Here is a 19,807-nt window from a genome sequence, read left to right on the forward strand (position 1 = left end):
CGAGCCCACGCGGTCTCATCGCTTCCAAACCGAGCCGTATCAACAAACCAACGCAACACAGAACACCGGGACTCCCATCATGAACCATCCCATCATTCCGATCGCCATTGCCGGCGCGACCCGCCAGCGCAAACGCGAAGCCCCGAAGGGCCGCCGCGTCGACCCGCAGGCGCTTGCCGACGTCCAGGCCCTGCTCGGCGCAGAATCGCGCCAGCGCGACCTGCTGATCGAACACCTGCACAAGATCCAGGACCACTTCGGTTGCCTCTCGAGCGCCCACATGGCGGCGCTGGCCCAGGAAATGCGCCTCGCGCAAACCGAGGTCTATGAGGTCGCCACCTTCTACCACCACTTCGATGTGGTGAAAGAGGGCGAGGCCGCCCCGGCGGCGCTGACCGTGCGCGTCTGCGCCGGCCTGTCGTGCGAGATGGCGGGAGCCCAGGAATTGCTGGCCAAACTGCCGGCGCTGCTCGGACGCGAAGTGCGCGTCCTCGAAGCACCCTGCATCGGCCGCTGCGAACAGGCGCCGGCTGCGGTGGTGGGCCAGCATGCAATCCCGAACGCCACGCTTGAGACGGTCGTGGCCAAAGCCGCCGCCGGCGAAACGCTTGACGCGGTCACCGACCACGTCGACTACGCGGCCTACCGCCGCGACGGCGGCTACGCGCTGCTGCGCGACTGCATCGCCGGCACGCACGATGTCGAGAAGGTGCTCGGCATTCTGGAAACCTCCGGCCTGCGCGGCCTGGGCGGCGCCGGTTTCCCGATGGGCCGCAAGTGGCGCATCGTCAGGAATGAAGCCGGCCCACGCCTGATGGCGATTAACGTCGACGAAGGCGAACCCGGCACCTTCAAGGACCGCGTCTACCTCGAGCGCGACCCGCACCGCTTCCTGGAAGGCGCCTTGATCGCCGCCTGGGCGGTCGGCATCGAAGCCATCTACATTTATTTGCGTGACGAATACCACGGCTGCCGCGCCATGCTGGAGGCCGAGCTTGATAAGCTGCGCGCCGACCCACCGGTACAGGGCATGCCGCCGATCCACCTGCGCCGTGGCGCGGGCGCCTATATCTGCGGCGAAGAGTCGGCCATGATCGAATCGATCGAAGGCAAACGCGGCATGCCGCGCCTGCGTCCGCCGTATGTGGCGCAGGTCGGCCTGTTCGGCCGTCCGACGCTGGAACACAATTTCGAGTCGCTGCACTGGGTGCGCGAGATCCTGGAACGCGGCGGCGACTGGTTCGCCAGCTTCGGCCGTAATGGCCGCAAGGGCCTGCGTTCGTTCTCGGTCTCGGGCCGCGTCAAGAATCCGGGCGTGAAACTGGCCCCGGCCGGCATCACGATCACCGAACTGATCGAGGAATTCTGCGGCGGCATGCAGGACGGCCACAGTTTCTATGCCTACCTGCCGGGCGGCGCTTCGGGCGGCATTCTGCCAGCAAGCATGGGCGACATTCCGCTCGACTTCGACACGCTGCAGCCGTATGGCTGCTTCATCGGCTCGGCCGCGGTGGTGGTCCTGTCGAACAGCGACAGCGCCAGCGCCGCCGCGCGCAACACGCTGGCCTTCTTCAAGGACGAGTCCTGCGGCCAGTGCACGCCCTGCCGCAACGGTACCGCCAAGGCGCTCGACATCATTCGCAAACCCGTCTGGGACGTGCCGCTCTTGGGCGAGCTGTCGCAGGTGATGCGCGACGCGTCGATCTGCGGTCTCGGCCAGGCTGCGCCGAATCCCTTCGACTGCGTCATCAAATACTTCCCGCACGAGCTGGAGACAGTGAAACCATGAACGCGATTACTCCTACCGTTACATTCGAACTCAACGGCCGCGAAGTCGCGGCGCTGCCCCACGAAACCCTGATCGAGGTCGCCGGCCGCGAAGGCATCGAGATCCCGCGCCTGTGCTACAAGGAAGGCTACGAAGCCGTCGGCAACTGCCGCTCCTGCATGGTCGAGATCGACGGCGAGCGCGTGCTCGCCCCGTCCTGCTGCCGCCACCCGAGCCAGGGCATGAAGGTCACCACCGACAGCCCGCGCGCGCTCGCCTCGCAAAAGATGGTGCTCGAACTGCTGATGGCCGACATGCCGGAAGCCGAGTACACACGCAAGAACGAAGTCGACGTCTGGGCCGAAAAGCTCGGCCTGGGCCTGTCGCGCTTCCCGCGCACGCGCGCCCAGCCGCAGCGTGACGATACCCATGCCGCGATCACCGTCAACCTCGACGCCTGCATCCAGTGCACGCGCTGCGTGCGCGCCTGCCGCGACGAGCAGGTGAACGACGTGATCGGCCTGGCCTTCCGCGGCGAGAACGCGAAGATCGTGTTCGACCAGGACGACCCGATGGGGGCCTCTACCTGCGTGGCCTGCGGCGAATGCGTGCAGGCCTGCCCGACCGGCGCCCTGATGCCGGCGCGCGAAGTGGCCTTGAGCATTCCTGATAAACAGGTCGATTCGGTCTGCCCGTACTGCGGCGTCGGCTGCCAGCTGACCTACAACATCAAGGACAACAAGATCCTGTACGTGGAAGGGCGCGACGGCCCGGCCAACCAGAGCCGCCTGTGCGTCAAGGGCCGCTACGGCTTCGACTATGCGCACCACCCGCACCGCCTGACCAAACCCCTGATCCGCCGCGAAGGCATGCCGAAGACCGGCGACTTCGTCATGGACCCGGACCGCGTGCTCGACGTGTTCCGCGAAGCGACCTGGGAAGAAGCGCTGGCGCTGGCCGGCGGCAAATTGGCAAACATTCGCGACACCCACGGCGGCAACGCGCTGGCCGGCTTCGGCTCGGCCAAGGGCAGCAACGAAGAAGCCTACCTGTTCCAGAAGCTGGTGCGTACCGGCTTCCAGACGAATAACGTCGACCATTGCACCCGTCTGTGCCACGCCTCCTCGGTCTCGGCCCTGCTGGAAGGGATCGGTTCGGGCGCCGTGTCGAACCCGGTGATGGACGTGACGCGCGCCGAAGTCATCGTCATCATCGGCGCCAACCCGACCGTGAACCACCCGGTGGCGGCCACCTGGATCAAGAATGCCGTGCGTACCGGCGCCAAGCTGATCGTCCTGGATCCGCGCCGCTCGGAGCTGGCGCGCCATGCGCACCGCTACCTGCAGTTCAAGCCGGACACCGACGTCGCCCTGCTCAACGCGATGATGCACGTGATCGTCAGCGAAAAGCTGGTGGACAAGGACTTCATCGCCAGCCGCACCATCGGCTACGAGCAGCTGGAGGCGAACGTCGCCGAGTACAGCCCGGAAGCGATGGCGCCGATCTGCGGCATCGACGCCGAGACCATCCGCTACGTGGCGCGCCTGTATGCGACCTCGAAGGGCTCGATGATCCTGTGGGGCATGGGCGTCTCGCAGCACATCCACGGCACCGACAACGCGCGCTGCCTGATTGCGCTGGCGCTGATGACGGGCCAGATCGGCCGTCCCGGCACCGGCCTGCATCCGCTGCGCGGCCAGAACAACGTGCAGGGTGCGTCCGATGCCGGCCTGATCCCGATGATGCTGCCGGATTACCAGCGCGTCGACAACCCGGCCGCCCGTGCAAAATTCGAAAAAGCCTGGGGCGCAACGCTGGACCCGAAACCGGGCCTGACCGTGGTCGAAATCATGGATGCGATCGACCATGGCCAGATCAAGGGCATGTACATCATGGGCGAGAACCCGGCCATGTCGGACCCGGATGCGAACCACGCGCGCGCCGCGCTGGCCGCACTCGAACACCTGGTGGTGCAGGACATCTTCCTGACCGAGACGGCCTACCTGGCGGACGTGATCCTGCCGGCGTCGGCCTTCCCGGAAAAGACCGGTACCTTCACGAATACCGACCGCCTCGTGCAGCTGGGCCGCCAGGCGATCGACCCGCCGGGCGACGCGAAACAGGACCTGTGGATCATCCAGCAGATGGCCAACCGCCTCGGCCTGCCGTGGAATTACGGCCATGTCTCGGAAGTGTTCGACGAGATGCGCCACACGATGGCCAGCATCGGCGGCATCACCTGGGAGCGCCTGGAAAAGAACGGCGCCGTGGTCTACCCCTGCATGAACGAGGGCGACGTCGGCCAGCCGGTCGTGTTCACCGAGCTGTTCCCGCGCGAAGGCGGACGGGCACGGTTTGTCCCGGCCGATATCATCCCGGCCGACGAGCGTCCGGATGCCGAGTACCCGCTGGTCCTGATTACGGGCCGCCAGCTGGAACACTGGCATACCGGCAGCATGACCCGCCGCGCCACGGTGCTGGACGCGATCGAGCCCGATCCGGTCGCGCTGATCCATCCGCTGGACATGGAGCGCATGCGCATCACGCCGGGCGCACCGGTGACGATCGCCTCGCGCCGCGGCGAAGTGGTGCTGTATGCGCGTGCCGACGACAGCTCGCCGGTCGGCGCGATTTTCGTGCCGTTCTGCTACTACGAAGCGGCGATCAACAGACTGACCAACGCAGCGCTCGACCCGTTCGGGAAGATCCCGGAGTTCAAGTATTGCGCGGTCAAGCTCACGCCGGGCGGGGAGGTTGCACAGCAGGGCAGCTACGGTGGCGGCCAAATCCTGGCCGGCATGGCACAATCGGCAACATGAACTGTCCCGACCTGCCACGCTACCATCCGCAACTGTCCGACGCACGCGCCCATCTCACCCATGAGGTGAACGCGCTCGACGAACGGGGGCGCGCTTCGACCATCTCGATTCCGGCCGAGCGCCCCCTGACGGTGTACGTGGACAAGCGCGAGCTGGTCACCCTGATGACGCTGGGCGGCGCGCCGGAAGCCCTGACCCTGGGCTACCTGCGCAACCAGCGCCTGGTGCGCGCTATCGAGGACGTGGTCTCGGTACAGGTCGACTGGGCCGTCGATGCGGTGGCGGTCGTCACCCGCAACGGCATCGCCGATGTGGAAGAGCGCACGGCGAAAAAGGTCGTCACTACCGGCTGCGGGCAAGGGTCGGTATTTGGCGGATTAATGGATGAGGTCGAGACTATTTCGCTGAGTGATACTGCGAAGCTGAGTCAATCGGTCGTCTACCGCATCGTCGACACCATCCGCACCCAGCAATCGATCTACAAGCAGGCCGGTTCGGTGCACGGCTGCGCGCTGTTCTCGAATACCGGGGAACTGCTGTATTTCGTCGAAGACGTCGGCCGCCACAACGCGGTCGACGCCATCGCCGGCCTGATGTGGCTCGAAGGCATAAAAGGCGACGACAAGGTGTTCTATACCACCGGCCGCCTGACCTCCGAAATGGTCATCAAGGGCGCGCAGATGGGCATTCCCTTCCTGCTCTCGCGCTCGGGCACCACGCAAATGGGCCACATGGTGGCCCAAAAAGTCGGCATGTCGCTGCTGGCGCGCTGCTCCGGCAAGCACTTCCTGCTGCTGGCGGGGCAGGAGCGGCTCGTGTTCGAGCCCGAACTGCTCGACCTGCCGCATGTCCCGCGGACCGCCTGACGCAGTCGGACGGCCCGCCATGTCCCTGTTCGACGCCACGGCGCACGCCTTCGCGCTGCTGTTTTCCGGCGACGCGGCGCTCTGGCGCATCATCTGGGTTTCCCTCAAAACCAGCATCATCGGCCTGCTGCTGGCCACACCGCCTGCCGTGCTGATCGGCTATTGCGTCGCCATGCACCGCTTTCCGGGGCGGCGCATCGTTGTCTGGCTGGCCCAGTGCGCGCTGTCCCTGCCGACGGTCCTGATCGGCCTGCTGCTCTACCTGCTGCTGTCGCGCCGCGGCCCGCTCGGGCCGCTGGAGTGGCTGTTCTCGCAGTCGGGCATCATCCTGGGGCAGTTCGTGGTCGGCCTGCCGGTGCTGCTGGCCTTCACGCTGGCGGCGGTGCAGGGGCTCGACGCGCGCTATGCCGAAACGGCGCGCGCGCTGGGCGCCTCGCGCTGGCGCACCATGACCACCGTGCTGCATGAGGCGCGCTATGGCGTGATGGCGGCCGTGATCAGCGGTTTCGGGCGCGTGATCTCGGAAGTGGGCTGCGCGCTGATGGTGGGCGGGAACATCGAAGGCGAAACGCGCACCATCACCACGGCGATTGCGCTCGAGACGAGCAAGGGCGAGTTCGCGCAGGGAATTGCGCTGGGCATCGTGCTGGTGGCGCTGGCGCTGTTGATGAACGGCGCCCTGATGCTGCTGCAGGGCGAAGCGCATACTGCGGGAGGACGCGCATGAGCACTTTGCTGACGGTACGCGGCCTGAAAAAACGCCATGGCGAGCGCCTGCTGTTCGATATCGGGGAGCTGAACCTCGATGCGGCCAGCGCCTATGTGCTGACCGGCGTGAACGGCGCCGGCAAGAGCACGCTGCTGCGCGTGCTGGCGGGCCTGGAGACGGCCCAGGTCGACAGCGCCGTCTTCGAGGGCAAGCCGGTGGCCCTGCATCCGTATCCGCCGCTGCTGCGCCGTGCGATCGTTTATGTCCACCAGCATCCGATCATGTTTTCGACCAGCGTCGCGCAGAACATCGGCTACGGCTTGATGGCGCGCGGGGAAGCCAAGGCGCGCGTCGCGCAACTGGTGCGGGAGGCGATGGACTGGGCGGGCGTGGCCTACCTGGCCGACACCGATCCGGCGCGCCTGTCGGGCGGGGAAAAGCAGCGTGTGGCGCTGGCGCGGGCGCGCGTGCTGCAGCCGCGTCTGCTGCTGCTCGACGAGCCGACCGCCAACCTGGACGGCGCCGCGCGCGAACAGGTGATCGCCCTGATTCCGACCTTGATGGAGCAGGGGACCACGGTCGTCATGGCCTGCCACGACCGCGACCTGATCGGCCTGCCGGGCGTGCGCCGCCTGAAGCTGCGCGACGGCCATCTCGAATACCGGATGTGAACGAAAAAAAGCGGCCGAGGCCGCTTTTTTCATTTTGCCGTGCGCAGCTTACTTGCGCAGGGCACGGCGCTTGCGCGCGCTCGCGCCGGCAGCCAGCAGGGCGACGCCGAACAGGGCGAGGGAACCCGGTTCCGGCACTTCCGATGGGCTTTCCCCAAGCTTGAACTGGCCGTTCGAGCTGATGAAGAAATACTGTCCCGGACGGTTGGCGTAAGTGCCGCCCGTGCAGCCAGGACCCGTGAAGCCGGCGAACTGGCAAGCCACTTCATTGACCAGGGTGCGGGTCGGGCGGCCGACCGTGTTCGCATTCGTGAAGGCGAAGGACAGGATCGATTCCAGTGCCAGGTCCCTGCCTGCGCCGTTGAAGAAATAGCCGGTATCGAGCATGCCCGGGGCCGCCTTGGCGAAGACGCTGACCTGACCGTTGCGCGTCGGGATGCCGCTCTCGTCGACCAGGCCGCTGCCGCCCAGCACGCTGAACTCGGCGATCGCGTTGCCCAGGTTGGCGCCGTAGAAGCCGTTCGTGCCGCCGTACTGGCCGTTGACGGGGTTCTGGTACATGCGGATGGTGCCGCTGCCGAAGCTGAACGAGCCGCCGAAGGTGCCGGTGCCGGTGGCCTCGAAGGTGGCGGTGATATTGCCGCCGCGGTAGTTAATGGGGAACAGCGCGCCATTGCTGTCGGCCTGCTGGATGTTGAAGACGCCGGTTTCCTTGAACAGGAAAGCGTTGCCGCCGTTCGGGGTCAGCTGGATGAAGGCGTTGCCGTTGATGTCGAGGTATTCATTGATAACCTGGCCACCGGAAAAACCGCCGCCGGTTGGGTTGAAGACCCAGTTATTCATGACCGGACTCGCGATTGCGGCACCGGTCGTACTCAGCATCATTGCTGCTGCGCACATAAGTTTCTTAACGATATTCATTGTTAATCTTTCGACAAATAGTCGTCGGGGTGGGTGAACTTCTAGTAAAGCAAGCACCATGCCCAAAATAAATCTTCTTTATAATCAACTGATTACAATTATCAATGTTCACAATCGTACTGACGTGTAAAGAATATCGACAAGTCATTGTATCTATTGAGAATTTTTCGTTATCACTCTAGATTTACATTGAGCAAATCTGGCAAAATCGGCAATGCACTTTGGCACGATTGTTAAATGCGGCGGCTGATAAAAAACGCCAGCTCGAAAGCTGGCGTCATCGTGCCGGAAGAGTACGCGGCGCGCTTATGATTCGCGCGCCTGCGGATTACCGAGCAGCGCGCCATTGAACGGCGCCGGCCCGTCGCCGATCAGGATCTTGCCGTGTTCGTCGATTTCGAAGGTCCGGATCTGGCGGCTGTGCTTGCAGCCGCGCACCTTGATCACCGAAATCACGGTCCGCAGCTCGGACTGCGATTCGACATAGCGCTGCATGACCACGGCGTCGACCAGCACCGCGCTGCCATAAGGTGAAAAGCGCAGTTCCTGGTAGCGGTCTTCCAGTTCGCTCGTCATCATCACGGTCACGCCCTTGGCGCCAAGCACGGTGGCCATGCGGTAGAGCGACTCGCGGAAGTCTTCGCGGTACTCGGGCGACATTGCCAGCTCGAAGCCCGACAGCGAATCGAGCACGACGCGCGTGGCGCCGGTGGAGTCGATCAGGCCGACGAGTTCGTGCAGCATCTCGTCGACCGACAGGTCAAGTGCGCGCACGCTCATCATGGCCACCTGGCCCGAGCGCACGAGCGTGTCGAGCTTCTCGTTCATGATCTGGCTCGGGCTGCGTTCGAACAGGGCGACCACGCCGCGCTCGCCATTGGCTGCGCCCGCAGCCAGGAATTCGGCCGAGAGCATGGTCTTGCCCGATCCGGTGGGGCCGACCACCAGCACCGAATAGCCGGCCGGGATACCGCCGCCGAACATCTCGTCGAGCGTCGGTACGCCCGTCGAGATTTTCCCGACGGGGGTGCGCATCGGCGGTTCGGCGCCGAGCGGCTCGGGGGCGGGCAGGATGCGCGGGAAGATTTCGATGCCGTTTGAGCCGATGCGAACGGCGTGCAGGCCGGGGCGCTGCTGGCGGCCGCGCATCTTGATGATCTGCAGCTTGCGCGACATGGCGTTGCGCTGGATCACCTGGGTCAGCCAGATCAGGCCGTCGGCCACGGTGAAGATCGGGTTCTGGTCCGCTTCATTGGTGGTGTATTCGCCGACCAGGAAACTGGTCGCGTGCCAGGTCGTCATGTGCGCCACCAGGTGCTGCACGAAGGTTTGCAGCGCTGCCACTTCCTGCTGGTCGCCGCGCGCTCCCTGGATGAAGGATCGGAAGGAATCGATGAACACAAGCGCCGGTTTGTGTGCGCGCACTTCTTCCAGGATCTGCGCCAGCACGGCATCGTAATTGCCTTCCTCGACCTGGGGCGCGAGGCTGATGAAATTGACCGCGTCGCCGACCTTGTCGAAATCGAAGAAAGAGAACTGCTGCTGGTAGCGCAGCATTTTTACCGGCGGCTCGCCCATGGCGGTGAAGAACAGCGCCTTGCGCTCGGGCGAAGCGAGCCCGAACATGATCTGCTGGGCGAAGGTGGTCTTCCCGCTGCCGGGGGCCCCGCCGATGATATTGAACGACAACTCGGGCAAACCACCGCCAAGGATGGTGTCGAGGCCGGGAACGCCTGTTGCCAGCAGGCGCAGGTCAACTTTGTCGGTCATGCCGCTTACTCCTAAGTACTCTTGTTGTTGGTGTCGTCATTCGGAAAGGTCGCCTCCAGGAAGCGGACCGTCAGTCCCGCGCCGATCAGGTCGGCCAGCCCGGCCGTATACGATGCCAGCAGGGCGCGGTTCACTTCGGCGATCTCTTCCGATGTCCGCCCATCGAGGCAGCGCTCGAAATCCGGGAAGATGGAACGCGGCGCGCCCGTCGTCGACTGCGGCAGCCAGGGAAAGGCGGACACGTGATTGGCAAGGGTGCGCGTGAACAGCAGGTCGGTGCTCAAGGGCCCGATCAGCGGACCGAATTTCTTGAACAAGGCACGCCAGACCACGATGGCATCCTTTGCAGTAACCGCCCCAGTTCCGGGAACAAGGCGTCCAGTCATCGTCTCAAACAGCTCGGTCGGTATTGGCATGGCGTTGAAGCAACAGCAGCATGGCCCTTGACGATTTGTAGCGCCACGTCCCGGCCGGGTGAATAGATGTGTTCAGGACATCATTCTATCCGATTGCGGGCCGGTCGGACGATTCAAGGGGGGGAAGCGATCGGGATTTGCACGATCACTTCGGTGCCGTGCGAACGGGCCGCTTTAACGGTCAGTGTGCCTCCGTGCAGGCCGACGCGCTCCTGCAGGTCGAGCAGGCCAAAGCTGCTCGCCTTGCGCGGCGCGGCCATGTCGAAACCGATGCCGTTATCGACGATGCTCATTGTCAGCACGCCGTCCGCGACCTTCAGGCGTACGTTCACGCGGCTGGCCAGCGAATGGCGAAATACGTTGTTCAGGCCTTCCTGCAGCGCCCGGAAAACCGTCAGCAATTCCTCTTCGCCCATGATTAGCTCGTCGACGCCGGGTGCACCGCTGAGTTCGCACGCAATGCCGCTGGCGCGCGTGAATTTGCGTAGCTCCATGTCGACGGTGGCCATCAGCCCGAGTTCCAGGCCGGAGGGACGCAGTTCGCCCAGCAGCTGCTTGACCGAGCGCAGCGTGACGTCGACGTTATCGAGCGCGGCGCCGATGCGGTCGCGCAGGCGGTAGTGCCGGCTGGTGGTGTGCTGGTGCATCATGACGATGTCGATGCGCAGCGCCAGCAGGTTCTGGCCCAGCGAATCGTGCAGCTCGCGCGAAATGCGCCTGCGTTCGTCTTCGCGGGTGGCCAGCTGGTGTGCCAGCAGCGCATGCAGTTTTTGTTCGGAAGCGCGCAGAGCCGTTTCGGCGCGTTCGCAGGCGAAAATCTTTTCCACCAGGGCCTGGTTGACCAGCATCTGGTCCTGCGTCAGGCGCAGCATGGCGGCTTCGTGGGCGGCTTCGGCGTCGGCGCCGTCGCCATCGTCGCGCAGGTAATCGCCGTGCCCGAGGCGCTCGTCGCTCTGGCGCTGGCCACGCGCCTCAGTCTTGCGGCCGGATGGTTGTGTACGCATTTCGAATGCCAGTTGATTCGCCGCAAAGAATCCCGTGAAAGAAACTGCTACCTAGTCCAGACGCTAGGCAGTTTTGGTCGGCAAGTCAAGAAGAATGCTAACCGAGCGGCAAATTATGCAGCGTGAATGGATGCGGCAATTGCGGCAGCTTCCGCAAGTACGACCAAGGTTGGAGCCATGCCGGAGCGAATGGTTCACGCATGGGTTTCACTGAATCACATCAGGATGACGTCGTACTGTTCCTGGTGATAGCCTTTTTCGACCTGCAGCGAGATCTTCTTGCCGATGAAGTCGCCCAGCATTGCCAGGTGCTGCGATTCTTCCTCGAGGAACATGTCGACCACTTCCTGCGAGGCGAGGATGCGGAATTCGCGCGGATTGAACTGCTTGGCTTCGCGCAGCAGTTCGCGCAGGATTTCGTAGCAGATCGTGCGCGAGGTTTTGACTTGTCCCTTGCCGGAGCAGGCCGGGCAGGGCTCGCACAGGATGTGGGCCAGCGACTCGCGGGTGCGCTTCCTCGTCATCTCCACCAGGCCCAGCGCCGAGAAGCTGCTGACCGACACCTTGGTGCGGTCGCGCGCCAGCGTTTTCTTGAGCTCGGAGAGCACCTGGTTGCGGTGCTCGTTGTTCTCCATGTCGATGAAGTCGAGGATGATGATCCCGCCCAGGTTGCGCAGGCGCAGCTGGCGCGCAATCGCGTGCGCCGCTTCCAGGTTGGTCTTGAAATTATGTCCGCGATTTAAGGCATCTAAACCCCAACCTGCCTATTACCGGCAATCGCCACATAAATAATTATTTACATATTTCTTAGCACAAGCATGGCCGGTTTTTTTGCGGCTGAAGGGTAGAATTCCGGATGCGTAGTGACTGACCCAATTGGATTCATAGATTGGAACCAAAACGATATATCTTCAAATAGGCACCGCATAATCGGAACGTCTGCGGCACAATTCGAGATTTTAGTCCAATCGAGTTGTAGCAAAGCTTTCTTTCCGAAGGTAGTCTCATCATACGATGAGCTAGTCAAATGTAACAGATAGCGTTTTGGATGTTTCTGTTCAATCCACCACGTTTTTCCTGCTGTCGCCTGCTCGCTATTGATCTTTGTACAGTTTGGAAGCCATGCTGCATCAGTACTTTCGAACTCTTCAACATCAGAGGGGTGTTTAAGTTGAGGTATCACCGTAGCGGCCACGCCGGCTACAAGGAGCGCATCCGGATCACTGAATAAGTAGGACTCCACCATTGGTCTTAACAAATGAAAAGAACATCTCTCCTTAATTTGTTGTCGATACCTGGTACGTGTCTGCTCGTCATATTTTTCCAAAACTTTCTCTACTGCCTGCCGGAATTGTCGTGCAATCAATTCCTCGTTTCCAAGATTTCCGAGTTCCACGTCGTCGATTACTATGACTAAATCTGCGGGCACTCCTTTTTTTCCAATGCATGCTTCCACAATCATTGTTCTAGCTAACGCCAGCATAGAAGTATTGATAGGGCCGCCGTCAATAAGCGGATTGCTGGTCGCTCCATGTTCATATTGCGGCGTATCCCAAACGACGTCTTTCCCATTCATTTTAGATGGAAAATGTTTTTCAAGCGATTTGTGCAGGGCTACCTTTTCCATTTGGCCTGTAACAATAAGCTTAATCACTGGCATGATTAATCCTCATCTTCGTTACTGCCGATTTCACCTTTTTCGTATAGCTCGCCAATGCGAAATTCAGCAAGCCAATTAAGGTCGCATAGGTTATCGAGCCTGGTCGGAAGGGATGAGCCGATTCCTTCAGGCTTCATTACGAAAACTCTTTGCGCTTCACCGGTGAGTTCATCCAATAGAACAGTCGAATGAGTCGAAAGTAGTATAGTAACGTTGTGTAATTTTGCCCAACGGCTTGCTCTACGAAGAAAGACACGAATAGCAAAAGGATGTAAGCTGTTTTCCGGTTCATCAATTGCCAAGACACTTTCATCTTCGGCACTCGCGACCTCGCAAAGGAGAACTAACAGCTGTAAAAAGCCATTAGCTTCTCCTGATAACGGGCGCGAATAATCAGAATTTGTGCTGTACACTTGGGCCGCAAGCGTATTTCCGGCTTCAGAAAAATCTATTCCGGCAACGGAATTGGGGAACGCTGCAGCTAACCCATCAACTACAAACTGATATCGATGTCTATTGTTTTTCTCTTGTGACCAACGCCGCAGAACAGTCAACACATTGGCACCACGAGCCTGCAATTGGCCACGATCCAAGATGTTTGAACCGTTCTGTCTAATTGACCATAAATCCGGGTCGTGGTAAACCGCCGTTCTCTGCATGAAGTTAGCAATAACGCGAAGAGATGGGTCAGAGTAATTGGCGTCAAATAATGCGCGAACCCCCAGCAATTTTGTAGACGGAAGTCGTTCATTTCCGTACGTAAAATTGCCGAGGCTGTCTCGTGAAAAAATTTCACGCCCGTCATCGGTTAGCCGCTCGGCTGTTATAGGGTCTATTGACCCGTTGCGTGAAATTAGCTGCATACGCCAACTCACTTCGCCGATGTCCAAACCGATTTCTATAGGTTCTGTTTCAGGTGCATCCCAACTTCTCAAATTACTACTTCCGCTAAGAACCACGCTAACCGCCTCGGGGAGACCTCGTTCATACGATAGACGTAATAATTTTAGGATTTGGAATAGAGTGGTCTTCCCCGCACCGTTCGCACCAATAAGGACGCTTACTTGTTCCGGGGTCCAGCTAACGTTTTTCAATGCCCGTAGGTTTCTTACATAAATAGAAAATCTCGGAGCTTGCACTGGTCGCGAAACATCTTTAATAAGCGGCACTTCTGTCACCATGCCAATGTTTTCATGCGCCGTGAGACGCAATTCTTTTTTTGACCAATTGCTTAGATGCGTCAAAACTTTATTTTTAAATCCGTCCCCCGCTCCCCATTCGAAGCAGCAGAGATCCCAAACTGATGAATCTTGTCTTAGCAGTTCTTCTACTTGGACGCCAACGGCTTCGGCGTAGGTACGAACTACTTTGATTTGTGCTTCGATGAACTGCCTTTTCCGCAGTCTAATATGGCCTCCAGCTAAAACTAACGCCGGGTCTTGTTCTAAGAAATTTAACCGGTCGGTTGCAGCAGATACTAAGTTATCGAGCCACGCAGTTGCTGCGCGAGATGCTTCGGCAACGACGGCAGCGTAAAGATTAAGACCAGCATAAGCACCGCGGCGGCGACAGGTGGCATAGACTACAGAGGCATAACGGGCCTTAGTAATAACATCATAAATCCCTGCAAGCGGATCGCTAAGGGGGACGCCAATAGGAAGATTATGGCTCATGACGTCACGAAGCTGTCGATCTACAATATCACGTTCTGCAGAGCTGAGAAGGTTCGTCGAGTTTTCAATAAATGCCTCGGCGTCGACAATTTCCTCCTCTAGCTGCGCCGCGATTTCACTACGAATTAGTTCAACACGTTTGTCGATTGCAGACAGCAAACTCTGTCGGTCATCTTTTAAGGTATCAAAGGCGACAATCTGATCATGCTGCAAGTTACGTAAGCCACTGCTTTCTAACGAAGCGAAGCATTCGCCTATTTTTAGATCTTGTCCATACTCTCGGTCGCCCTCGGCCCCGTTGACTTGCTCAGCATCGCCATGGTCAAGTAGAACCATCAAAGTGCGAGGGAGAGCGAGTCGAAGTTCCGCGTCTCCTACAAGCGAACGTAAAAGGGCGCGGATAGGGTCACCTGGCGCATCCTTGAAAGTAGCGCAAAGGATCACTACTGCTCGTGGATTACGAAGAAACTCTTGCAAGTCCCGGCGTGATTCGACAACCCCGTCAAGCCCACGAGTATCGATCAACTCTAGATCGAGGCCGAGTTGACTGCCTGGGAGCGTTTCAGGCACAAAAACGGTCATGCGGCGTGGGAGCATCGCACTTCCCTCCAACCCATGGTTGATTGCCTCAAAGGTAGACTTCAGCTCCCTAAGATTAGCTACGTTTGCCTCCCACTCCCAGTCCGTTTTTGTTCTTTTTTCGAGCGATGCTCGCTCAAGCAAATGCGTAGCAAAGTCCTCTGGAGAAGAATATTTAAGGGCCTCAATCTCGAACGGCCTTACTGTACGACGTTTGCGTAGCCGATTTTCTAAGTAGGTTTCCTGATATTCGACATAATTTGTCATGCCTCTTATAACACGCTGCACTTCTTGAGAAGACGGATCAGAGTCATCCTCGTCGCTGCGGCGTGAGTTTGGCTGGACTCGGCGCCATTCGTCCGCAGCATATATTTCGATTTCGGTTTTTATGTCGGAATATGAGAACGGCTCAATATTTAGCCGCATGACTGATCCGTTATTGCTCTTCCTTATGCAAACTTCACATACTGTTGTGCGGCCAGATCCAATCGCGAGGACAGAACTACTTTTAAGGCTCGCTCGGTCTGTTGGCGCGGCTGCGATCAGAAGGTTAGCTGTCACTGCTATCAGCGATGATTTCCCCACGCCAACACTGCCAATGAAGACAACAGGATGTGAACGATTATCCAGAAACGCATGCTTGGATTCGATTGTATTAATCCATTGACGAGCGGTTTCATGTGCCTCAATAGGCGCAGTTGCTGGGGCAATTTCTAATGCCTTAAGCTGCGTAATGACCGAACCCGCGCGTTTGCTGATGTCGTTTTTCATATTTGAAGAAATGCTCAAGCGTTCGTTTGGTAAACGCAAGTTAATAAATATATTAAGGGTACTGCGCTATTTTAACTCAGCATTTAACCGTTAGTTACATCAGGATGACGTCGTACTGTTCCTGGTGATAGCCTTTTTCGACCTGCAGCGAGATCTTCTTGCCGATGAAGTCGCCCAGCATTGCCAGGTGCTGCGATTCTTCCTCGAGGAACATGTCGACCACTTCCTGCGAGGCGAGGATGCGGAATTCGCGCGGATTGAACTGCTTGGCTTCGCGCAGCAGTTCGCGCAGGATTTCGTAGCAGATCGTGCGCGAGGTTTTGACTTGTCCCTTGCCGGAGCAGGCTGGGCAGGGCTCGCACAGGATGTGGGCCAGCGACTCGCGGGTGCGCTTCCTCGTCATCTCCACCAGGCCCAGCGCCGAGAAGCTGCTGACCGACACCTTGGTGCGGTCGCGCGCCAGCGTTTTCTTGAGCTCGGAGAGCACCTGGTTGCGGTGCTCGTTGTTCTCCATGTCGATGAAGTCGAGGATGATGATCCCGCCCAGGTTGCGCAGGCGCAGTTGGCGCGCAATCGCATGCGCCGCTTCCAGGTTGGTCTTGAAGATGGTGTCCGCGAAATTTCGGCCGCCCACATAGCCGCCGGTATTCACGTCGATCGTCGTCATCGCCTCGGTCTGGTCGACGATCAGGTAGCCGCCCGATTTCAAATCGACGCGGCGCCCCAGGGCGCGCAGGATTTCCTCTTCCACGCCGTACAGGTCGAACAGCGGACGCTCGCCGGTGTAATGCTGCAGGCGCGCCAGCACGCTGGGCGTATACACCTTGGCGAATTCCACCAGCATGGCGTGGTTTTCGCGCGAGTCGACCTGGATCGTCGCCGTCTCGTCGTGCACGAAGTCGCGCAGCACGCGCTGGGCCAGGTTCAGGTCCTGATACAACAGGCTCGTGGCAGGGCGGGTACGCGCGCCGGTCTGGATCGCGGCCCAGGTTTTGCGCAGGTAATCGATGTCGGCCGCGAGGTCCGTGTCGGACGCTTCCTCGGCCTGGGTGCGCACGATGTAGCCGCCTTTTTCCTCGGCGGGCAGCAGGCCCGCCATGCGCGTGCGCAGCAGTTCGCGGTCGGCTTCCTTCTCGATCTTTTGCGAGATGCCGATGTGGTTATCCTGCGGCAGGTAGACCAGCATGCGGCCCGCGATCGAAATTTGCGTCGACAGGCGCGCGCCCTTGGTGCCGATCGGATCCTTGATCACCTGCACCGTCAGCACCTGGCCGTCGAACAGCAGCTTTTCGATCGGCGTCGGCGGGGTGTTGGTGTTGTCGTGCGGGCGCGCTTCCCAGATGTCGGCCACGTGCAGGAAGGCGGCGCGTTCCAGGCCGATGTCGATGAAGGCCGACTGCATCCCCGGCAGCACGCGCACCACTTTGCCCGAATACACGTTGCCGGCCAGGCCGCGCGTGAGCGTGCGTTCGATGTGCAACTCCTGCACCGCGCCCTGCAGGACCAGCGCCACGCGCGTTTCCTGCGGAGTGATATTGATGAGGATGTCTTCGTTCATGGCACGCTGGGCACGGGGATATTGTTCAGAGTGCCATGATACACGCTGGGCAAGGGAGGAGGCGGGGGAAGTGGCGGTTTGGAAGTGGCCCGGCCCACCCTACAATTAAATGACGACGCGGGCCCGGCGCAGCAGTGCCGCCGTCTCGAACAAGGGCAAGCCCATGATCCCCGAGTGACTGCCCTCGATATGCTCGATGAACAGCGCCGCCATGCCCTGGATGCCGTAGCCTCCGGCCTTGTCGTAAGGCTCGGGCGTGGCGCAGTAGGCGCGGATGGCCTGCGGCGTCAGTTTGGCAAAGCGCACGTTCGATACTTGCGTGACGTGCTCGGCCATGTCGGTGAAATGCACCGCGACCGTCGTCAGGACCTGGTGGGTGCGGCCCGAGAGGCGTTCGAGCATGGCGGCAGCCTGCGCCGGGTCGGCCGGTTTGCCGAGGATCTCGTCTTCCAGGGTCACGGTCGTGTCGGCGGTCAGGACCGGGCGCAGCGGCTGGCGGCGATGTTGCAGCACCTTCCAGGCAAAAGCGCCTTTCTCGAGCGCCACGCGCACCACGTAATCGTGTGCCAGTTCGCCGGGACGCACGTCCTCGGTGACGTCGGCCGAGCCGCGTGCAGGATCGCTGCGCAGCATCAGCAAGTCGAAGTCCACGCCGACCTGGCGCAGCAGTTCGCGGCGCCGCGGGCTTTTCGAGGCGAGGTAGATTTTTTTGTCTAGCACTTTCATGGGAGACCTGGCATCAGACGCGGTGGTACGGATGGTTCTGGGTAATGGACCAGGCGCGGTACAGCTGTTCGGCCAGCATCACGCGCACGACACCGTGCGGCAGCGTCATGCTGGAAATACGGATCAGGCCTTCGGCGCGCGCTTTGAGTTCGGGATCGAGGCCGTCGGCCCCGCCGATGAGGAAGGCGGTATCGCGGCCGTCCTGCTGCCAGCCCATCAATTGCTGGGACAGGCCGACACTGGTGAGGTCCTTGCCGCGCTCGTCGAGCGCGATGATGCGCACGCCTTTCGGCAGTGCGGCTTCGATGCGCTCGCGTTCGAGCGCCATCGCGGTGGCGGCCGTCTTGCTGCCCGAACGTTCGACCGGCTTGATTTCCTTGAGCACGATGCGCAGCTCGGGCGGCATGCGCTTCGTGTACTCGGAGAAACCGGTTTCTATCCAGGCGGGCATTTTATGGCCAACCGCAGCGATGATCAGTTGCATTGAAGCTTGGAACTCAGTGAAAAATTAGTCGGCAGCCTTCTTGGCGACGCGCTTGATGACTTTCTTCACCGGTTCGGCGCTGGCGGCAACGGCGGGTGCCGCGACCTTGCGCTTTGGCGGCTTGGCCTTGGTCGCTTCGACAGCGGCGATCTCGGTCCGGCTTGGCGCGACCGTGATGGTCTTGCCGACAGGCTTAGATACACGCTTGGCCGCTGGTTTTTTCGCAGCCGGCTTGCCGATGGTGTCGCTTGCCTTGGCGGTCGTGGCGCGCTTGGCCGCAGGTTTGCGCTCGTTGATCGGCTTGACCACCGGCGCATCCTGGTTTGCAGCCAGGTGTTTCGACTTGACCTTCGGCTCGGCAGCTTCCGCCGCTTCGACCGTCGACTTGCGCTTGGCGGCGCCCAGCTTGACCGGCTTCTCGCCCCAAATTTCCTCGAGACGGTAGTACTGGCGAATGGCTGGCTGCATGATGTGGACGATCATGTCGCCCAGATCGACCAGCACCCATTCACCGGTGTCCTCGCCTTCCATGCCGATGATCTCGCCGCCCGACGCCTTGACCTTGTCGCGCACCGAGGCGGCCAGCGCCTTGGTCTGGCGGTTCGACGTACCCGAGACGACCGCAATCCGGTCGAACAGGCTGGTCAGCCCGGTCGTATCGAACAGCATGATCTCCTGGCCCTTGACGTCCTCGAGGGCGTCGACGACGACCGCTTGCAGTTTTTTGATATCCATTAGCTCTTGTATAAATTATGTTGTTGAATATAGTCTAGCACTACCGGCGGGACGAGCGTTTTCATAACCGCCCTGGCGTCCGTAGCCGACGCCCCACTTCCATGCAGTACCGCGCGCACTTGGGTGGCCGAGATATCGACCGCCAGGCTATGCGCCAGGCACACCAGGCCGGAAGGCGTGGTGCGCACGTGTTCTGGTGGCGCCAAACGGGGCGCCAGTTCTTGTGCTACCGCGGGCGGCAGCGCTTCTTGTTCCAGGGTATAACCCGGCCGCGCCGCCACGCCGATGTTGGCGAGCGCGAACAGTTGCTGCCAGTCGCGCCAGCTTTCCAGGTTCTGCAGCTGGTCGGCGCCCATCAGGAAGACGATCGAGGCATCCGGCCCCAGTTCTTCGCGCAAGCCGCGCAGCGTTTCGACCGTGTAAGTCGGCGCGCCGCGCGTGAGTTCGCGCTGGTCGACGATCACCGGCAGCCCGGTATCGCGGAAGGCCAGTTCCAGCATCGCCACGCGCGCCGCGTCGCTCGCCTCCAGGCGCGATTTCTGCCACGGTTTGGCCGGCAGCACGTGCAGCGCATCGGGGTGCAGCAGATCGCAGAACAGCCGCGCCAGCGCGATGTGGCCATGGTGGACGGGATCGAAACTGCCCCCGAGCAGGGCGACGCATGCGTTCACGCCTGG

General features: G+C 60.7%; 15 protein-coding genes and 2 pseudogenes. 5 read left to right on the forward strand and 12 right to left on the reverse strand.

What is annotated here, in order from left to right; all coding sequences use genetic code 11:
- Positions 1–79: 79 nt before the first annotated feature.
- The 5 genes and pseudogenes from NMB41_RS04215 to NMB41_RS04235 all read left to right on the forward strand — a co-directional run.
- Positions 80–1,789, forward strand: coding sequence for an NAD(P)H-dependent oxidoreductase subunit E (locus NMB41_RS04215; RefSeq protein WP_494381232.1), 1,710 nt, complete (start codon positions 80–82; stop codon positions 1,787–1,789).
- Positions 1,786–4,587 carry a formate dehydrogenase subunit alpha gene (gene fdhF / locus NMB41_RS04220; RefSeq protein WP_494381233.1) on the forward strand — a complete coding sequence of 934 codons (2,802 nt, stop codon included), beginning with the start codon at positions 1,786–1,788 and terminating at the stop codon, positions 4,585–4,587. The genes NMB41_RS04215 and fdhF overlap by 4 nt, the downstream gene beginning before the upstream one ends.
- Positions 4,584–5,453 carry a formate dehydrogenase accessory sulfurtransferase FdhD gene (locus NMB41_RS04225; RefSeq protein ID WP_494381234.1) on the forward strand — a complete coding sequence of 290 codons (870 nt, stop codon included), beginning with the start codon at positions 4,584–4,586 and terminating at the stop codon, positions 5,451–5,453. The genes fdhF and NMB41_RS04225 overlap by 4 nt, the downstream gene beginning before the upstream one ends.
- A gap of 19 nt (positions 5,454–5,472) precedes the next feature.
- Positions 5,473–6,180, forward strand: coding sequence for an ABC transporter permease (locus NMB41_RS04230; protein WP_494381235.1), 708 nt, complete (start codon positions 5,473–5,475; stop codon positions 6,178–6,180).
- A pseudogene (locus NMB41_RS04235) lies at positions 6,174–6,833 on the forward strand (ABC transporter ATP-binding protein); the annotation flags it as partial. The gene NMB41_RS04230 and the pseudogene NMB41_RS04235, both read left to right, overlap by 7 nt.
- Positions 6,834–6,881: 48 nt before the next feature.
- On the opposite strand, the gene pepA reads toward NMB41_RS04235, so the two are convergent.
- The 12 genes and pseudogenes from pepA to NMB41_RS04295 all read right to left on the reverse strand — a co-directional run bounded on the left by pepA (position 6,882) and on the right by NMB41_RS04295 (position 19,801).
- Positions 6,882–7,814 (reverse strand): flocculation-associated PEP-CTERM protein PepA, encoded by a 933-nt coding sequence (gene pepA / locus NMB41_RS04240; protein WP_494381236.1) that lies wholly within the window; start codon positions 7,812–7,814, stop codon positions 6,882–6,884.
- A gap of 246 nt (positions 7,815–8,060) precedes the next feature.
- A complete protein-coding gene (locus tag NMB41_RS04245; protein WP_494381237.1) occupies positions 8,061–9,524 on the reverse strand; it encodes a DUF7125 family protein in 1,464 nt (487 codons plus the stop codon).
- An 11-nt stretch (positions 9,525–9,535) separates the two neighbouring features.
- Positions 9,536–9,856 carry a hypothetical protein gene (locus NMB41_RS04250; protein WP_494381238.1) on the reverse strand — a complete coding sequence of 107 codons (321 nt, stop codon included), beginning with the start codon at positions 9,854–9,856 and terminating at the stop codon, positions 9,536–9,538.
- Positions 9,857–10,053: 197 nt separating this feature from the next.
- A complete protein-coding gene (locus tag NMB41_RS04255) occupies positions 10,054–10,944 on the reverse strand; it encodes a sensor histidine kinase (protein WP_494381239.1) in 891 nt (296 codons plus the stop codon).
- A 215-nt stretch (positions 10,945–11,159) separates the two neighbouring features.
- Positions 11,160–11,669: pseudogene (locus NMB41_RS04260) on the reverse strand (ribonuclease E/G); the annotation flags it as partial.
- A 71-nt stretch (positions 11,670–11,740) separates the two neighbouring features.
- Entirely contained in the window at positions 11,741–12,604 is an 864-nt protein-coding gene (locus NMB41_RS04265) for a hypothetical protein (RefSeq protein WP_494381240.1), read from the reverse strand.
- Positions 12,605–12,606: 2 nt separating this feature from the next.
- Positions 12,607–15,627 (reverse strand): AAA family ATPase, encoded by a 3,021-nt coding sequence (locus NMB41_RS04270; protein WP_494381241.1) that lies wholly within the window; start codon positions 15,625–15,627, stop codon positions 12,607–12,609.
- A gap of 94 nt (positions 15,628–15,721) precedes the next feature.
- On the reverse strand, positions 15,722–17,185 hold the full coding sequence (rng, locus tag NMB41_RS04275; RefSeq protein ID WP_494381242.1) for a ribonuclease G: 1,464 nt from the start codon (positions 17,183–17,185) through the stop codon (positions 15,722–15,724).
- A 105-nt stretch (positions 17,186–17,290) separates the two neighbouring features.
- Positions 17,291–17,911: a Maf family protein gene (locus NMB41_RS04280; protein WP_494381243.1), complete on the reverse strand. Its 621-nt coding sequence runs from the start codon at positions 17,909–17,911 to the stop codon at positions 17,291–17,293.
- A 13-nt stretch (positions 17,912–17,924) separates the two neighbouring features.
- A complete protein-coding gene (rlmH, locus tag NMB41_RS04285) occupies positions 17,925–18,395 on the reverse strand; it encodes a 23S rRNA (pseudouridine(1915)-N(3))-methyltransferase RlmH (RefSeq protein ID WP_494381244.1) in 471 nt (156 codons plus the stop codon).
- A gap of 24 nt (positions 18,396–18,419) precedes the next feature.
- On the reverse strand, positions 18,420–19,130 hold the full coding sequence (gene rsfS / locus NMB41_RS04290; protein ID WP_494381245.1) for a ribosome silencing factor: 711 nt from the start codon (positions 19,128–19,130) through the stop codon (positions 18,420–18,422).
- On the reverse strand, positions 19,130–19,801 hold the full coding sequence (locus NMB41_RS04295; RefSeq protein WP_494381246.1) for a nicotinate-nucleotide adenylyltransferase: 672 nt from the start codon (positions 19,799–19,801) through the stop codon (positions 19,130–19,132). The genes rsfS and NMB41_RS04295 overlap by 1 nt, the downstream gene beginning before the upstream one ends.
- Between the last annotated feature and the right edge of the window lie 6 nt (positions 19,802–19,807).

Source organism: Massilia sp. FBCC-B171 (genome assembly GCF_059134155.1).

What these genes read in the sequence shown, in the direction of transcription:
- NMB41_RS04225 (WP_494381234.1), top strand. Translation starts at nt 4,584, where the DNA reads ATGAACTGTCCCGACCTGCCACGCTACCATCCGCAACTGTCCGACGCA.
- NMB41_RS04280 (WP_494381243.1), bottom strand. Translation starts at nt 17,911, where the DNA reads ATGAAAGTGCTAGACAAAAAAATCTACCTCGCCTCGAAAAGCCCGCGG.
- rng (WP_494381242.1), bottom strand. Translation starts at nt 17,185, where the DNA reads ATGAACGAAGACATCCTCATCAATATCACTCCGCAGGAAACGCGCGTG.
- pepA (WP_494381236.1), bottom strand. Translation starts at nt 7,814, where the DNA reads ATGGTGCTTGCTTTACTAGAAGTTCACCCACCCCGACGACTATTTGTC.
- rsfS (WP_494381245.1), bottom strand. Translation starts at nt 19,130, where the DNA reads ATGGATATCAAAAAACTGCAAGCGGTCGTCGTCGACGCCCTCGAGGAC.
- NMB41_RS04215 (WP_494381232.1), top strand. Translation starts at nt 80, where the DNA reads ATGAACCATCCCATCATTCCGATCGCCATTGCCGGCGCGACCCGCCAG.
- rlmH (WP_494381244.1), bottom strand. Translation starts at nt 18,395, where the DNA reads ATGCAACTGATCATCGCTGCGGTTGGCCATAAAATGCCCGCCTGGATA.
- NMB41_RS04270 (WP_494381241.1), bottom strand. Translation starts at nt 15,627, where the DNA reads ATGAAAAACGACATCAGCAAACGCGCGGGTTCGGTCATTACGCAGCTT.
- fdhF (WP_494381233.1), top strand. Translation starts at nt 1,786, where the DNA reads ATGAACGCGATTACTCCTACCGTTACATTCGAACTCAACGGCCGCGAA.
- NMB41_RS04245 (WP_494381237.1), bottom strand. Translation starts at nt 9,524, where the DNA reads ATGACCGACAAAGTTGACCTGCGCCTGCTGGCAACAGGCGTTCCCGGC.
- NMB41_RS04230 (WP_494381235.1), top strand. Translation starts at nt 5,473, where the DNA reads ATGTCCCTGTTCGACGCCACGGCGCACGCCTTCGCGCTGCTGTTTTCC.
- NMB41_RS04255 (WP_494381239.1), bottom strand. Translation starts at nt 10,944, where the DNA reads ATGCGTACACAACCATCCGGCCGCAAGACTGAGGCGCGTGGCCAGCGC.
- NMB41_RS04265 (WP_494381240.1), bottom strand. Translation starts at nt 12,604, where the DNA reads ATGCCAGTGATTAAGCTTATTGTTACAGGCCAAATGGAAAAGGTAGCC.